We start from the raw sequence: 13,305 nt of genomic DNA on the forward strand, positions 1-13,305 counted from the left end.
TGGTTATGGCACAATAGCAACACACAATACGTGCTCCGGGGTCGGTGTAAGTCCGAACCGGCGGTGATAGTCCGCGACCCGCGAGCCGGCGCTTTCCCCCTTCAGGGAAGGAACCGGCGGACGGTTGAACTGGTGAAATTCCGGTACCGACAGTTAAAGTCTGGATGAGAGAAGCACGTACAGCTGTATCTGTGGCGCCTTATGGCGCTGCGGCCTTCTGCTGTCGTATACCCCCGGAGCCATCGCGGTTCTAGAGGGAAGGAACGACAACACACATGAACCCCTTGCGATGGCTCTTTGAAGCCAGGATTTCCCATGCTCCGGGAACCGAAGCCACCGGACCGGTGGCCGCCCCATGACCCGGATCGAAAACGTCACGGCGTTCAGTGCCGCCGAAACCGCCGCCATGGACGCAGCGCTGCAAGCAGCCCTGCAGGGCCCGCGCGGAGCGAATCCGCTGGTGGGCGCCGTCGCCATCGATGCGGCCGGCCGCCAGTTGGTAACCGGGTACCACCGCGGCGCCGGCACGCCGCATGCTGAAGCGGACGCGATCACCCAGGCTGAGGCAGCCGGGCTGGACCTGAGCGGCTGCACGATGGTGATCACACTGGAACCCTGTGACCACAGCGGCCGCACGGGGCCCTGCACGCAGGCGATTATTCGTGCCGGAATCACGGACGTGATCTACGCCGTCGACGATCCGCATGACCCTGCGGCGGGCGGCGCTGCCACCCTCCGGAACGCCGGGGTGCAGGTCCGCAGCGGGCTCGCGGCCGGCGAGTCGTTCGAGTTGAACCGTCAGTGGTTCCTGGGAGTGGCCGCACAACGCCCGTTTGTGACGCTGCACATTGCCCAGACGCTGGACAGCCGGATAGCCGCCGAGGATGGCACGAGCCAGTGGATCTCCTCGCCTGAGTCGCTCGCTGACAACCACGGGCTCAGGCGACGGATTGACGCCATCCTCGTGGGGACCCAGACCGTGCTGGTGGACAACCCCCGGCTGTCAGCCCGGGACGAGTCCGGAGCGACATCGGGCAAGCAGCCGCTGCGTGCCGTGATGGGCCTGCGTGACATTCCGGCCGACGCCGCCGTCCGCGGTGATGACGGTAACGTGCTCCACCTCGCCACGCGGGATCCGCGGGAGGCGCTCTCCCTCCTTTACGCGGAGGGAGTCCGCCACGTCATGGTGGAAGGCGGCTCACGCATCCTCAGTTCATTCCTGGCCGCCGGGCTTGTGGACGAACTCATTGTCTACGTTGCCCCCACCCTGCTGGGCTCCGGCACTCCCGCCCTCAACGGACTGGGAATCACCACCCTCGCGGACGCCCGGCACTGGGACTGGGACCCCTCCGACGGCGGCGCCGTCCTGACCCTGGGCCGGGACCTGAGGCTGCACCTCCGTCCAGAACCAACCGAAGCTTTTGAACCACACCTATCCCGCGCTGCCGCGGAACCAGCCATGGGAGGCTACTGATGTTTACCGGAATTATTGCCGAACAGGGACAGGTCCTGTCCGTGGAGCGGGACGGCGATGCCAGCGCAACGCTCCGCCTGCGGGCCCCCGGTACCACCGAGGGGTTCGCACTGGGCGGGTCCATTGCCGTCAACGGAGTCTGCCTGACGGCCACCGCCATCGAGGGCAAAGAGTTCAGCGTTGACGTGATGGGCGAAACCCTCGTCCGCAGCACCATCGGCGAACTTGCCGCCGGTGACTCGGTGAACCTTGAGCGCTGCGTCCCCGCCGGCGGCCGGCTCGACGGCCACGTCGTCCAGGGCCACGTCGACGGCGTCGGGCAGCTGCTGGAGCGCGAGGCGCTCGGCAACTGGGAACGCCTCCGGTTCGGTGTGCCAGTCAACCTTGCCCGCTATGTCGCGGAGAAGGGCTCCATAGCGATCGACGGCGTCTCGCTCACCGTCACGGCGGTCAGCCCGGCCGCGGAGCCGGAGCCCTGGTTCGAAGTGGGGCTGATCCCCACCACGCTGGCAGAGACTGGCCTGGGGGCCAAAGAAACCGGCAGCCGGGTCAACCTTGAGGTGGACGTCCTCGCGAAATACACCGAACGGTTGCTGGCATTCAGCACCGGCGCAACCACCGGGGGCGAACGATGAACGCCACCGTTCGGCTGGAGCCGGCCGCGTCCGCAGCCCCGGTGCCTAGCGCAACCTTCGGACTTGACCCTGTCGAAGATGCCATTCGCGCCATGGCCGCCGGCCGGCCCGTGCTGGTGGTGGACAACGAGGACCGCGAAAACGAAGGCGACATCATCTTCGCCGCACAGCATGCCACCCCTGCCCTCATGGGCTGGACGATCCGGTACAGCTCCGGCGTCATCTGCGTCCCCCTGACCGGCGAGCGCGCCGACGCCCTGGCCCTGCCGCCCATGGTGGCCGTGAACCAGGACGCGAAGGGAACGGCGTACACGGTTTCGTGCGACGCGGCGGTGGGTGTCAGCACCGGAATCTCCGCCACGGACCGGGCCCTCACGGCCCGCGTCCTGGCAGACCCGGGCGCCGGACCGGCCGCCGTGACCCGGCCCGGGCATATTTTCCCGCTCCGGGCAGTTAACGGAGGAGTGCGTGAACGCCCCGGCCATACCGAAGCGGCCGTGGACCTCTGCCGGCTCGCCGGACTTGAGCCAGTGGGTGTTATCGCCGAGGTTGTGTACGACGACGGTGAAATGATGCGGCTCGACGGGCTGCGGGGATTCGCCGCTGAACACGGGTGCCCCCTGATCTCGATTGAGGATCTGGTGGCCTACCTTGAAGCAGGAACCGGGACACCCGCCGACAGTGACACCGGGCCGGACGCCCGGGCGGAGTAGAGGAGTAATGATGACGGCTTCCGGAGTATCGGACAACAGCCACCAGAACGGACACCATCAGGGGGCGGCCGGCAATGGCCGGGCCCACCACCCCGTGAGCGGCGGTCCCATTGTGCAGCTGCCCACGGCATTTGGCGATTTCATTACCCAGGCGTGGACAGACCTGGTCACGGGCGCCGAACACCTGGCGGTGAGCTCGCCCAACCCGCCCAAGGATGGCGTTGCTCCGCTGGTCAGGCTGCATTCAGAGTGCCTGACCGGCGATGTCTTCGGCTCCTACCGTTGTGACTGCGGCGAACAGCTGGCCTATGCCCTGGAGCTGATCAACGAGTTCGGCGGCACGCTGCTGTACCTGCGCGGGCAGGAAGGCCGGGGGATCGGCCTGGCCAACAAAATCAAGGCCTACGCCCTCCAGGAAGCGGGCTTTGACACCGTGGAGGCCAACGAACAGCTGGGACTGCCGGTGGACGCCCGCTGCTACAAGGCGGCCGCCCAGATCCTGGCCGAGATGGGCCTCCACGAGATCCGGCTCCTGAGCAACAACCCGGACAAAAAGAACAGGCTCGCCAAAGCGGGTGTGAAGGTGGTGGAAATGGTGCCCACCGAGGTGCCGTCCCGCGACCAGAACATCCGCTACCTGCAGACCAAAAAGGACCGCATGGAGCACCGGCTGACGCTGGACACACACATTGTCACGGTGCCAAGCGGCGCCGCCGACGATTTCGACCACGACCAAAACTGAACGGACCAGATTCACGCATGAGCGGACACGGCGCACCAGATATTGACCTCACCACCCTCAACCCGGCGGAAACGTCGCAGCTGCGGCTGGCCATTGTGGCTGCCAGCTGGCACACCCAGATCATGGACGGACTCCTGGACGGCGCCCTGCGCGCCGCCAAGGACGCGGGCATCAGCGAACCCACCGTCCTGCGCGTTCCGGGTGCCTTTGAGCTTCCCGTTGCTGCCGCGCGGCTGGCACCGCACTTTGACGCAGTGGTGGCCCTCGGCGTCGTGATCCGTGGCGGCACGCCGCACTTTGAGTACGTCTGCCAGGCTGCGACGTCGGGTCTGACCGATGTCAGTGTCTCCACCGGCGTGCCGGTGGGCTTCGGCGTGCTGACCTGCGATACCGAGCAGCAGGGACTGGACCGCGCGGGCCTGCCGGGCTCCAGCGAGGACAAGGGCCATGAAGCCGTGACGGCAGCCCTGGCCACCGCAGTCCTCCTCAAGCAGTACACGTAGCAGCGGGCGGGCTGCCGGGGCGCGGTGTGTGTTCGCTCACATCGCGCCCGTCATGCAGCGGCCCGACAGGCGCCCCCGGGCCGGCAGCAAGTAGGCTGTAGGGCGTGAAGAATTTCGAGACGCTGTTCGCTGAACTGAGTGAGAAGGCAGCCACCCGCCCGGCAGGCTCCCGCACCGTCGCTGAATTGGAGTCCGGAGTCCACGGCATTGGCAAGAAAGTCGTGGAGGAAGCAGCCGAAGTCTGGATGGCCGCTGAGTACGAATCCGATGAGGCCACGGCCGAGGAAATCTCCCAGCTGCTCTACCACCTGCAGGTTCTGATGCTCGCTAAAGGCCTGACCCTGGAAGACGTCTACAAGCATCTGTAGCCACTGCGGCACCCGGCGGTCAACACTTGCCTGCCCGTGCCCTGCGTGGCCCGTTTGCCTGATCCATAGACCTCCCAACCAAGAAAGACCCCCATGCTGCGAGTAGCCGTACCCAACAAGGGCTCCCTGTCCGAAGCCGCCTCCGCCATGCTGACCGAAGCGGGCTACCGCCAGCGCCGCGACACCCGCGAGCTGGTCATGATGGACCCGGACAACGACATTGAGTTCTTCTTCCTCCGCCCCCGCGACATCGCCGTGTACGTCGGACGGGGAACCCTCGACGTCGGCATCACCGGCCGCGACCTGCTGCTGGACGCCGAGGTGGAGGCCGAGGAACTGCTGCCCCTGGGCTTCGCTGCGTCCACGTTCCGCTTCGCCGGACCCGTGGGTGACTTCGCCACAGCAGAAGAGCTGGAAGGCAAGCGCCTCGCCACCAGCTACGACGGCCTGCTCCGCGGCTACCTCGCCGAGCGGGGCATCAACGCCAAGGTGGTCCGGCTCGACGGCGCCGTGGAGTCTTCCGTGCGCCTGGGCGTCGCGGACGCCATCGCCGACGTCGTGGAAACGGGCAACACCCTCAAGGCCGCCGGGATGGAAATCTTCGGCGAGCCGATCCTCAAGTCGGAAGCCGTCCTGATCCGCCGCACCGGCGAAGGCGGGGCCGCGAACGGCACCGCCAAGGAGATTGAAGTCCTGATCCGCCGCCTGCAGGGTGTCCTTGTGGCGCGCCAGTACGTGCTGATGGATTACGACATCCGCAAGGAGCTCGTGGAACAGGCCGCCGCGCTGACTCCCGGCCTGGAATCACCCACTGTCTCGCCGCTGCGCGACTCCGACTGGGTGGCTGTCCGGTCCATGGTTCCGAAGAAGGAAACCAACCGGATCATGGATGAGCTTTACGACCTCGGCGCCCGCGCCATCCTGGTCAGCAGCATCCACGCCTGCCGTATCTGAGCGTCCCGCCCGGTTCACGCCGCGCCGCAGAATCCACCCGAGAATTCCAGGAGTCCCCATGGCTGTAGCTGTACGAGTCATCCCCTGCCTCGACGTCGACGCCGGGCGCGTTGTGAAGGGCATCAACTTCGAGGGGCTCCGCGACGCGGGTGACCCGGTGGAGCTGGCGCACCGCTACGACAATGCGGGCGCCGACGAGCTGACGTTCCTCGATGTCACGGCGTCCTCGGGCAACCGCGAAACCACCTTCGACGTGGTCCGCCGCACGGCCGAGGAAGTCTTCATCCCGCTGACCGTGGGCGGCGGTGTCCGCGGTGTTGCCGAGGTGGACAAGCTCCTGCGTTTCGGCGCGGACAAGGCTTCCATCAACACGGCCGCCGTTGCCCGGCCGGACGTCATCAACGAAATCAGCCGGCATTTCGGTTCGCAGGTGCTGGTCCTGTCCGTCGACGCCCGCCGGATCCGCACCGGGTCCCAGCCCACGCCGTCGGGCTTTGAAGTGACTACCCACGGCGGCCGTACGGGTACCGGGATCGACGCCATCGAGTGGGCCAGGGAAGCCGCAGACCGCGGCATCGGGGAAATCCTGCTCAACTCCATCGACGCCGACGGCACCAAGGACGGCTTTGACCTGGAACTGATCCGGCTCGTCCGGGCCGCGGTGAAAGTGCCGATCATCGCCTCAGGCGGCGCCGGGGAACCGGCTCACTTCCCGCCGGCCGTTGCCGCAGGAGCGGATGCCGTGCTGGCCGCGTCGATCTTCCACTGGGGACCGGACAACATGATGTCCCAGGTCAAGCAGGCAATCCGCGACGCAGGCTTCGAAGTCCGCTGAGTGGGATCTCGACAGGCTCGATCACCGATTCCGGTGGTTGAGCTTGTCGAAACCTAGAGGCCGACTTCTGCTGACTGGAGCAGGGCGACGGCGTCGGGCTGGCCTTCGAAAGTGACCAGGGCGTGGCGGGTCCGGCCGTGGGCGTGCATCAGCAGTTCGCCCGGCTCACCAACGATCGCCACCGAAACCGGTGCCCGCTTTGCGACGTGCCGCGGGCCGGACGGGCGCACCAGCACAATGCCCAGGTCGACGCCGCGGTAAAGGATGGCTGCCCGCTTGATCAGTTCGTCCCATAGGGCGTCCGAGTAGGCCTCGTCGAGGGCGCGCGGCGCCCAGCGGTCCACAGCCCGGCGGATGTCCTCGGTGTGGACGAAATATTCGATCAGGTTGGAGCTCTCGTCCAATGCCTTGATGTTCATGGGGGACAGAGCCGGCGGGCCACCACGGAAGGTGTTCACGAGGCCGGTGTAGTCGTCAGCGGTTTTCAGCTTCGCCGCGAGCTTGGCGGTGGCCTTGTCCGAAGCCTTGGACAGGCGCTTGATGATGAGGCCAAGCCCTACGGCAGCCTTGCGTTCGCGAAGGTAAAGGTGCGCGGCAAGGTCCCTGGTGCGCCAGCCTCTACAGAGGGTGGGGGCATCAGGGCCGGCCGCCAGCAGGGTTTCGGCCAGGACTTCTCGGGACGGTTCGACGAAATGCATCACTTGTGAAACTAGCACGAGAGCAGCGAAGTTGGGCAGCAGAACCGCCAGCCGATAGGTGCCCTTGTTCACACACTGTTTGTATGCCCGTTGGTGCATATTCGGGGGCCGCTGATGAGGCACTAGACTTGGTCTGATGTCTGAGCAGCCCGCCTCCGCCCCCGTAATTGTCCCGGCCCCCGCCACAAGCCCGCTTCCTGCTGCCGTCGCGGCCGCACTGAAGCGTGACGACGCCGGGCTGGTTGCCGCGGTGGTCCAGCAGTTCGACACCCACGAAGTGCTGATGCTGGGCTGGATGGACGATGAAGCCCTGCACCGTACCATGACCAGCGGCCGGGTCACGTTCTACTCCCGCTCCCGCCAGGAATACTGGCGCAAGGGGGACACCTCCGGCCACGTCCAGTGGGTCAAGTCGGTTGCCCTGGACTGCGACGGCGATGCCCTCCTGATCCGCGTGGACCAGGTCGGCGCGGCGTGCCACACCGGTACGCGGACATGCTTCGAGGGCAGGGACCTGGAAGTCCAGACCGGCGAGGCAGTCTGATCCACGGCCCGGGGCGGATGACCTGCCCCAAGCGAACACTTTTGGCAGCATAGGACTGGCGCCGTTCCACACCCGGCGACATTTCACGAGGCGACACACAAGAACAGGCGGCGAAGCATAGCCATGCAGGACCTTGGAATCATCAGCCCGGGCCTCGAGGAGTTCCGCGAACTCGCCGGCAACAGCCGGGTCATCCCCGTCACGCTCAAAGTGCTGGCGGACGCGGAGACCCCTATCGGCCTCTACCGGAAGCTGGCCCAGGGCCAGCCCGGCACGTTCCTGATGGAGTCTGCGGCGGTGGGCGGCACGTGGTCGCGGTATTCCTTCATCGGCGCGAAGTCCCGGGCAACCCTGACCACGAAGGACGGCCAGGCGCACTGGCTGGGCCAGCCCCCGGCCGGAGTGCCCCTGGACGGCAATCCCGTGGATGCCATCCGCGACACCATCGAAGCACTGCGGACCAGCAGGTTTGACGGACTGCCGCCGTTCACCTCCGGCCTCGTCGGCTTCCTGGGCTGGGAGACGGTCCGCCACTGGGAACGGCTGACCAGCCCGCCGGAGGATGACCTCCACCTGCCCGAGATGGCGCTGAACCTGGTGACGGACATGGCAGTGCACGACAACCATGACGGCACGGTGCTGCTGATCGCCAACGCCATCAACTTCGATGGCAGCTCCGACCGCGTGGACGAGGCTTGGGAAGATGCCGTGGCCCGGGTCAAGGCCCTCCTGACCACGATCAGCACACCCGTGGCCCAGCCGGTTTCCGTACTGGAGCCCGCGGCCCTGGATTTCGCCTCCAGCGTCGAGGAACGGTGGGACGAACCCTCCTACCTGGCCGCGCTGGACCGCGGCAAGGAAGCCATTGTGGACGGCGAAGTGTTCCAGGTGGTGATTTCACGGCGCTTCGAAATGGAGTGCGGAGCCTCGCCCCTTGACGTGTACCGCGTCCTGCGCAACACCAACCCCAGCCCGTACATGTACATCTTCAGCCTCGAGGACGCCGACGGCCGGGAGTACTCGATCGTTGGGTCCTCGCCCGAGGCCCTGGTGACAGTGACCGGTGAGGAAGTCATCACCCACCCGATCGCCGGTTCACGGCCCCGCGGCAAGACGGTGGAGGGAGACAAAGCCCTTGCCGAGGAGCTGCTGGCAGATCAGAAGGAACGCGCTGAACACCTGATGCTCGTGGACCTCTCCCGCAACGATCTGTCCAAGGTCTGCGTGGCGGGAACCGTGGACGTTACGCAGTTCATGGAGGTGGAGCGGTTCAGCCACATCATGCACCTGGTCTCCACCGTGGTGGGCAAGCTGTCCCCGGACGCCAACGCCTACGACGTCCTGAAGGCGACCTTCCCCGCGGGCACACTGTCCGGTGCCCCGAAGCCCCGGGCGCTGCGCCTGCTGGATCAGCTTGAACCGCACCGCCGCGGCATTTACGGCGGCGTTGTGGGTTACCTCGATTTTGCCGGCGACATGGACATGGCCATTGCCATCCGCTCGGCCCTTCTCCGCGAAGGACGCGCCTATGTCCAGGCCGGGGGAGGGATCGTGGCGGATTCCGTTAACCCCACAGAAGCGCTTGAGACCGTGAACAAGGCGGCTGCTCCGCTCCGGGCCGTTCACACTGCCGGATCGCTGCACAACATTGCGGCGGAATCACTCCCCGGGAGCTCTCACCTCAGCGACGCCGGCACGGCCGGGGAAAGCCAGGGCGCCGAATGACGCCGGCCTGGGCCAGGAAATCCACGCTGGTACTGCTGATCGCCGTCCTTGCGCTGGCCGTCTTCGGGACCACCACCCAGACCTGGATCACCGTCAGCCTTGACGCCAACCAGGTGGGCCAGGCGGCGGGGGACCAGAACACCCTTCCGGTCCAGGGCAGCAAGGCGGCCACCACGGTGACAGCCCTGGCCTTGGTGGCCCTGGCGGGCGGACTGGCAGCGTCCATCGCCGGAAAGTTCGCGCGGTGGGTCATCACCGCCATCATCCTGCTGGCCTCCGTAGGCATCATTGCCGCCGCCGCCACGGTGCTGGCTGACCCGCTGGGCGCTGCGCAGGGCTCCATCGCCGCTGCCACCGGGGTCACCGGCGGCAACGCGGAAGTGGCCGTTACCGCCTTCCCGGTCCTCGCCGTCGTCGCCGGTGCCCTGCTGGCGCTGGCCGCGTTGCTGATCATCCCCGCTGGTCGGCGCTGGAAGTCGCGGACCAAATATGACGCAGCCACATACGGGGGGCCCGCCGGCAGCACGGCGGCCGCCACCGGTCCTGTGGACGAGATCGACAGCTGGGACCGGCTCTCGCGCGGCGACGATCCCACCTGAACCCCCGCTCGCAGCCAAAGCCGGGCAGCCCGCTAAAACCTGAGCCCGGTCTGCCGATAGGCGGGTCACGGCCAAAAAATGGCAGAATGTAAGCAGTATTCATCCCGAGGAGATTCACATGAGCAAAGCACCCGCTTCCGTATCGAAATCAGGCACCCGGACCGTTGCCCCCGGCGTTGTTGACCACAGCCAGGAGCTTGGCCACGGCAACAGCCCCGCGGCCTGGACCTGCGTGATCGTTATGCTGGTCGGCGCCCTCATCGCGTCCATCGCCTTTGTCATTGCCAACACCCCCATCTTCATCGCCGGCGCAGCCGTGATGGTCCTCGGCCTGATCCTTGGCTACGTCATGCGCAAGGCGGGCTACGGCGTCGAAGGCAGCAAGCTGAAGAGCTCCGGCCACTGATGGCGACTGTTCTCGATGACATCAATGCCGGTGTCAGGGAGGATATGGAGGCCAGGAAGCGTCTCGTTTCGCTGGCAGAACTGAAGGACCTGACTGCGGCCGCGGCACCCGCCCGGGACGCCTGGTCGGCCCTCGGCGGCACCGCGGTGCAGCGGGACCAGCTGAAGGTCATCGCGGAAATCAAGCGGCGCAGCCCGTCCAAGGGCGACCTCGCCACCATCGTGGATCCGGCAGCGCTGGCAGAGCAGTATGCCGACGGCGGCGCAGCAGTGATCAGCGTCCTCACCGAACAGCGGCGCTTCAACGGGTCCCTTGCGGACCTGGACGCCGTCCGTGCCCGCGTGGACATTCCGCTGCTCCGCAAGGATTTCACGCTCGACGAGTACCAGATCTGGGAGGCCCGCGCCCACGGCGCGGACCTGATCCTGCTCATCGTGGCGTCGCTCGCCGACAGCCAACTCCGGGAGTTCAGCGCCCTCAGCCGCGAACTCGGCATGAACGTGCTCGTGGAGACGCACACGAAAGAGGAGATCGAACGTGCAGTGGCGGCTGAGGCGCGCATCATCGGCGTCAACGTGCGCAACCTGAAGACGCTCGACGTCGACCGTTCAGTTTTCGCCTCACTCGCCGGACTGATTCCGGCCGAAGCGCTGGTCATCGCCGAATCCGGTGTGCGCGGCGTAGACGACGTGACGCACTACGCCGCCAACGGCGCCAACGCCATCCTGGTGGGCGAGGCCCTGGTCAGCGACTCAACGCCGCGTGACCGGATCGCCGAATTCACGGCGGCCGGCGCTGCCGCCATCGCCGCCCGGGCCTAGTCCGGGCACCCGCCGGCCTGGCGCCGGCGGTACAACACTTCCGAACGACCAACTTGAACAGGACGGTGAGACTGATGGTTGACGCACCCTCAGAAAACGCTGACAACAACGCTGCGGACGCTTTCCTGCAGGGCGGCTCGCTGAAGCACGCCCCGGGGCCATACTTCGGTGGCTACGGCGGGCGTTGGATGCCGGAATCGCTGATCGCCGCCCTGGACGAGCTCGAAGATACCTTTGAAAAGGCCAAGGCAGATCCCGAATTCCTTGCCCAGCTCTCGGACCTGAACAAGAACTACTCCGGCCGTCCCTCGCTGCTGACCGAGGCCAAGCGGTTCTCCGAGCACGCCGGCGGCGCCCGGATTTTCCTTAAGCGCGAGGACCTCAACCACACCGGATCCCACAAGATCAACAACGTCCTGGGCCAGGCCCTGCTGGCCAAGCGCATGGGCAAAACCCGCGTCATCGCCGAGACCGGTGCCGGGCAGCACGGCGTTGCCAGCGCCACCGCCGCCGCGCTCCTCGGCCTGGAATGCGTTGTGTACATGGGCGCTGAAGACTGCCGCCGGCAGGCACTGAATGTCGCCCGGATGCAGCTGCTCGGCGCCACCGTGGTGCCTGTGGTGAACGGTTCGCAGACCCTGAAGGATGCCATCAACGATGCCCTCCGGGACTGGGTCAGCAACGTGGACAACACCCACTACCTGCTGGGCACCGCCGCCGGGGCGCACCCGTTCCCGGCTATGGTCCGCTTCTTCCACGAGGTCATCGGCGAGGAAGCCCGCGCCCAGATCCTGGAGCAGACCGGCAAACTGCCCGACGCCGTCTGCGCCTGCATCGGCGGCGGTTCGAACGCGATTGGCATCTTCCATGGATTCCTGGATGATCCGTCCGTGAAGATCTACGGTTTTGAAGCCGGCGGCGACGGCGTGGAAACCGGCCGGCACGCAGCCACCATCACCCTCGGCAAGCCGGGCGTCCTGCACGGCGCACGTTCCTATCTCATGCAGGACGACGACGGGCAGACCATCGAGTCGCACTCGATTTCCGCAGGCCTGGACTACCCGGGCGTTGGCCCGGAGCACGCCTACCTGGCCGACATCGGACGCGTCAGCTACGAACCCATCACCGACAGCGAAGCAATGGACGCGTTCAAGCTGCTGTGCCGGACGGAGGGTATCATCCCCGCCATCGAATCCTCACACGCCCTCGCGGGTGCCATCAAGGTTGGGAAGCGCCTCACCGAAGGGAGTGCTGACCCGTCCGAAACTGTGATCGTTGTGAACCTTTCCGGCCGTGGCGACAAGGACGTGGAAACTGCCGCGGAATGGTTCGACATGCTCGACGAGGAGGGCAAGGTCAAGGGCACCAACCTGTCCACCCGCAAGGCCAAGGGCCCTGCCGACAGGGCAGAAACTGAAGCCGTTCCCGCCACAGCTGCCCCTGCCACCAGCGCCGCGGACAACAACGAGGACCAGAAGTGATGACTGAACAGACGGCCAGCAAGTCCGCCGCCGCTATCGACCGTGCACGGGACGCCGGACGCTCAGCGCTGGTGTGCTACCTGCCTGCCGGGTACCCGGACGTCCAGGCCACCATTGACGCCGGCATTGCCATGGCGAACAACGGTGCCGACCTGATCGAAATCGGCATTCCCTACTCGGATCCTGTCATGGACGGCCCCGTCATCCAGGCCGCCACCACCGAGGCGATCGCCAACGGATTCCGGGTCGAGAGCGTCTTTGACGTTGTCGCCGGCATCACGGCAGCCACCGACGTCGCCGTGCTGGTGATGACCTACTGGAACCCCGTGGTCCGGATGGGTGTGGACGAGTTCTCCCGCCGGCTGGCCGAAGCCGGGGGAGCAGGGCTCATCACGCCTGACCTCATCCCGGACGAAGCATCGGAATGGTTCGCCGCCTCGGACAAGTACGGACTGGACCGAGTGTTCCTCGTGGCGCCATCCTCCACCCCAGAGCGCCTGGCCATGACCGTCAAGGCAAGCCGCGGCTTTGTGTACGCCGTCTCCATCATGGGCGTGACGGGTACCCGCCAGGCCGTCAGCAGCAGCGCGGAGAAGCTCGTTGCCGATACGCACGCCGCCGGCGCCGAACGCGTCTGCGTGGGACTCGGCGTCTCCAACGCCAGCCACGTCCGCGAGATCGCAGCGTACGCAGACGGTGTCATAGTTGGCACCGCGCTCGTTGCCGCCATCCGTGACGGGGGAGTCCCCGCCGTCGCGGACCTCACCCGGGACCTGAGCGCCGGACTAGTCAGGGAAGAAGCCTAAC

Annotated in this window: 16 protein-coding genes and 1 riboswitch; of the genes, 15 read left to right on the forward strand and 1 reads right to left on the reverse strand. The window is 66.5% G+C overall.

The features are described from left to right. Positions 1 to 26: 26 nt before the first annotated feature. Positions 27 to 181, forward strand: a riboswitch (FMN riboswitch). A 174-nt stretch (positions 182 to 355) separates the two neighbouring features. The 8 genes from ribD to hisF all read left to right on the forward strand — a co-directional run bounded on the left by ribD (position 356) and on the right by hisF (position 6,224). Next, positions 356 to 1,474, forward strand: coding sequence for a bifunctional diaminohydroxyphosphoribosylaminopyrimidine deaminase/5-amino-6-(5-phosphoribosylamino)uracil reductase RibD (gene ribD / locus ACVWY0_RS11285; RefSeq protein ID WP_485836768.1), 1,119 nt, complete (start codon positions 356 to 358; stop codon positions 1,472 to 1,474). Then, positions 1,474 to 2,109, forward strand: coding sequence for a riboflavin synthase (locus ACVWY0_RS11290; RefSeq protein WP_485836769.1), 636 nt, complete (start codon positions 1,474 to 1,476; stop codon positions 2,107 to 2,109). Before ribD ends, ACVWY0_RS11290 begins: the two co-directional genes overlap by 1 nt. After that, positions 2,106 to 2,822: a 3,4-dihydroxy-2-butanone-4-phosphate synthase gene (gene ribB / locus ACVWY0_RS11295; protein ID WP_485836770.1), complete on the forward strand. Its 717-nt coding sequence runs from the start codon at positions 2,106 to 2,108 to the stop codon at positions 2,820 to 2,822. Before ACVWY0_RS11290 ends, ribB begins: the two co-directional genes overlap by 4 nt. Positions 2,823 to 2,832: 10 nt before the next feature. Further along, positions 2,833 to 3,564: a GTP cyclohydrolase II gene (gene ribA, locus ACVWY0_RS11300; protein ID WP_485836796.1), complete on the forward strand. Its 732-nt coding sequence runs from the start codon at positions 2,833 to 2,835 to the stop codon at positions 3,562 to 3,564. 17 nt (positions 3,565 to 3,581) lie between these two features. After that, the gene (gene ribH / locus ACVWY0_RS11305) at positions 3,582 to 4,067 is read left to right on the forward strand and encodes a 6,7-dimethyl-8-ribityllumazine synthase (protein WP_463862399.1); all 486 of its coding nucleotides are present in this window, start codon (positions 3,582 to 3,584) and stop codon (positions 4,065 to 4,067) included. A 104-nt stretch (positions 4,068 to 4,171) separates the two neighbouring features. Continuing rightward, positions 4,172 to 4,435 (forward strand): phosphoribosyl-ATP diphosphatase, encoded by a 264-nt coding sequence (locus tag ACVWY0_RS11310; RefSeq protein ID WP_056345618.1) that lies wholly within the window; start codon positions 4,172 to 4,174, stop codon positions 4,433 to 4,435. Between the two features lie 93 nt (positions 4,436 to 4,528). Further along, the gene (gene hisG / locus ACVWY0_RS11315; protein WP_141140181.1) at positions 4,529 to 5,389 is read left to right on the forward strand and encodes an ATP phosphoribosyltransferase; all 861 of its coding nucleotides are present in this window, start codon (positions 4,529 to 4,531) and stop codon (positions 5,387 to 5,389) included. 58 nt (positions 5,390 to 5,447) lie between these two features. Next, entirely contained in the window at positions 5,448 to 6,224 is a 777-nt protein-coding gene (gene hisF, locus ACVWY0_RS11320) for an imidazole glycerol phosphate synthase subunit HisF (protein ID WP_485836771.1), read from the forward strand. A gap of 53 nt (positions 6,225 to 6,277) precedes the next feature. On the opposite strand, the gene ACVWY0_RS11325 is transcribed toward hisF, so the two are convergent. Then, the gene (locus ACVWY0_RS11325; RefSeq protein WP_058932697.1) at positions 6,278 to 6,922 is read right to left on the reverse strand and encodes a TIGR03085 family metal-binding protein; all 645 of its coding nucleotides are present in this window, start codon (positions 6,920 to 6,922) and stop codon (positions 6,278 to 6,280) included. 136 nt (positions 6,923 to 7,058) lie between these two features. Here ACVWY0_RS11325 and hisI point away from each other — a divergent pair, with 136 nt between their 5' ends. The 7 genes from hisI to trpA all read left to right on the forward strand — a co-directional run bounded on the left by hisI (position 7,059) and on the right by trpA (position 13,304). Continuing rightward, positions 7,059 to 7,466, forward strand: a complete 408-nt coding sequence (gene hisI, locus ACVWY0_RS11330; protein WP_485836772.1) for a phosphoribosyl-AMP cyclohydrolase — start codon at positions 7,059 to 7,061, stop codon at positions 7,464 to 7,466. A gap of 123 nt (positions 7,467 to 7,589) precedes the next feature. After that, a complete protein-coding gene (locus ACVWY0_RS11335) occupies positions 7,590 to 9,191 on the forward strand; it encodes an anthranilate synthase component I (protein WP_485836773.1) in 1,602 nt (533 codons plus the stop codon). Then, entirely contained in the window at positions 9,188 to 9,790 is a 603-nt protein-coding gene (locus tag ACVWY0_RS11340; RefSeq protein WP_485836774.1) for a Trp biosynthesis-associated membrane protein, read from the forward strand. The genes ACVWY0_RS11335 and ACVWY0_RS11340 overlap by 4 nt, the downstream gene beginning before the upstream one ends. A 118-nt stretch (positions 9,791 to 9,908) precedes the next feature. Beyond that, positions 9,909 to 10,196, forward strand: a complete 288-nt coding sequence (locus tag ACVWY0_RS11345; protein WP_104062004.1) for an HGxxPAAW family protein — start codon at positions 9,909 to 9,911, stop codon at positions 10,194 to 10,196. Then, positions 10,196 to 11,017, forward strand: coding sequence for an indole-3-glycerol phosphate synthase TrpC (gene trpC, locus ACVWY0_RS11350; RefSeq protein ID WP_485836775.1), 822 nt, complete (start codon positions 10,196 to 10,198; stop codon positions 11,015 to 11,017). The genes ACVWY0_RS11345 and trpC overlap by 1 nt, the downstream gene beginning before the upstream one ends. 74 nt (positions 11,018 to 11,091) lie before the next feature. Next, positions 11,092 to 12,498, forward strand: a complete 1,407-nt coding sequence (gene trpB / locus ACVWY0_RS11355; protein WP_485836776.1) for a tryptophan synthase subunit beta — start codon at positions 11,092 to 11,094, stop codon at positions 12,496 to 12,498. Then, positions 12,498 to 13,304, forward strand: a complete 807-nt coding sequence (gene trpA, locus ACVWY0_RS11360) for a tryptophan synthase subunit alpha (RefSeq protein ID WP_485836777.1) — start codon at positions 12,498 to 12,500, stop codon at positions 13,302 to 13,304. The genes trpB and trpA overlap by 1 nt, the downstream gene beginning before the upstream one ends. Position 13,305 lies beyond the last annotated feature (1 nt).

This window comes from Arthrobacter sp. UYNi723 (assembly GCF_054057635.1).

Excerpts from the sequence above, each read along its gene's own strand:
- ribD (WP_485836768.1), top strand. The coding sequence starts at position 356 with ATGACCCGGATCGAAAACGTCACGGCGTTCAGTGCCGCCGAAACCGCC.
- ACVWY0_RS11290 (WP_485836769.1), top strand. The coding sequence starts at position 1,474 with ATGTTTACCGGAATTATTGCCGAACAGGGACAGGTCCTGTCCGTGGAG.
- ribB (WP_485836770.1), top strand. The coding sequence starts at position 2,106 with ATGAACGCCACCGTTCGGCTGGAGCCGGCCGCGTCCGCAGCCCCGGTG.
- ribA (WP_485836796.1), top strand. The coding sequence starts at position 2,833 with ATGACGGCTTCCGGAGTATCGGACAACAGCCACCAGAACGGACACCAT.
- ribH (WP_463862399.1), top strand. The coding sequence starts at position 3,582 with ATGAGCGGACACGGCGCACCAGATATTGACCTCACCACCCTCAACCCG.
- hisG (WP_141140181.1), top strand. The coding sequence starts at position 4,529 with ATGCTGCGAGTAGCCGTACCCAACAAGGGCTCCCTGTCCGAAGCCGCC.
- hisF (WP_485836771.1), top strand. The coding sequence starts at position 5,448 with ATGGCTGTAGCTGTACGAGTCATCCCCTGCCTCGACGTCGACGCCGGG.
- ACVWY0_RS11325 (WP_058932697.1), bottom strand. The coding sequence starts at position 6,922 with ATGCATTTCGTCGAACCGTCCCGAGAAGTCCTGGCCGAAACCCTGCTG.
- hisI (WP_485836772.1), top strand. The coding sequence starts at position 7,059 with ATGTCTGAGCAGCCCGCCTCCGCCCCCGTAATTGTCCCGGCCCCCGCC.
- ACVWY0_RS11335 (WP_485836773.1), top strand. The coding sequence starts at position 7,590 with ATGCAGGACCTTGGAATCATCAGCCCGGGCCTCGAGGAGTTCCGCGAA.
- ACVWY0_RS11340 (WP_485836774.1), top strand. The coding sequence starts at position 9,188 with ATGACGCCGGCCTGGGCCAGGAAATCCACGCTGGTACTGCTGATCGCC.
- ACVWY0_RS11345 (WP_104062004.1), top strand. The coding sequence starts at position 9,909 with ATGAGCAAAGCACCCGCTTCCGTATCGAAATCAGGCACCCGGACCGTT.
- trpC (WP_485836775.1), top strand. The coding sequence starts at position 10,196 with ATGGCGACTGTTCTCGATGACATCAATGCCGGTGTCAGGGAGGATATG.
- trpB (WP_485836776.1), top strand. The coding sequence starts at position 11,092 with ATGGTTGACGCACCCTCAGAAAACGCTGACAACAACGCTGCGGACGCT.
- trpA (WP_485836777.1), top strand. The coding sequence starts at position 12,498 with ATGACTGAACAGACGGCCAGCAAGTCCGCCGCCGCTATCGACCGTGCA.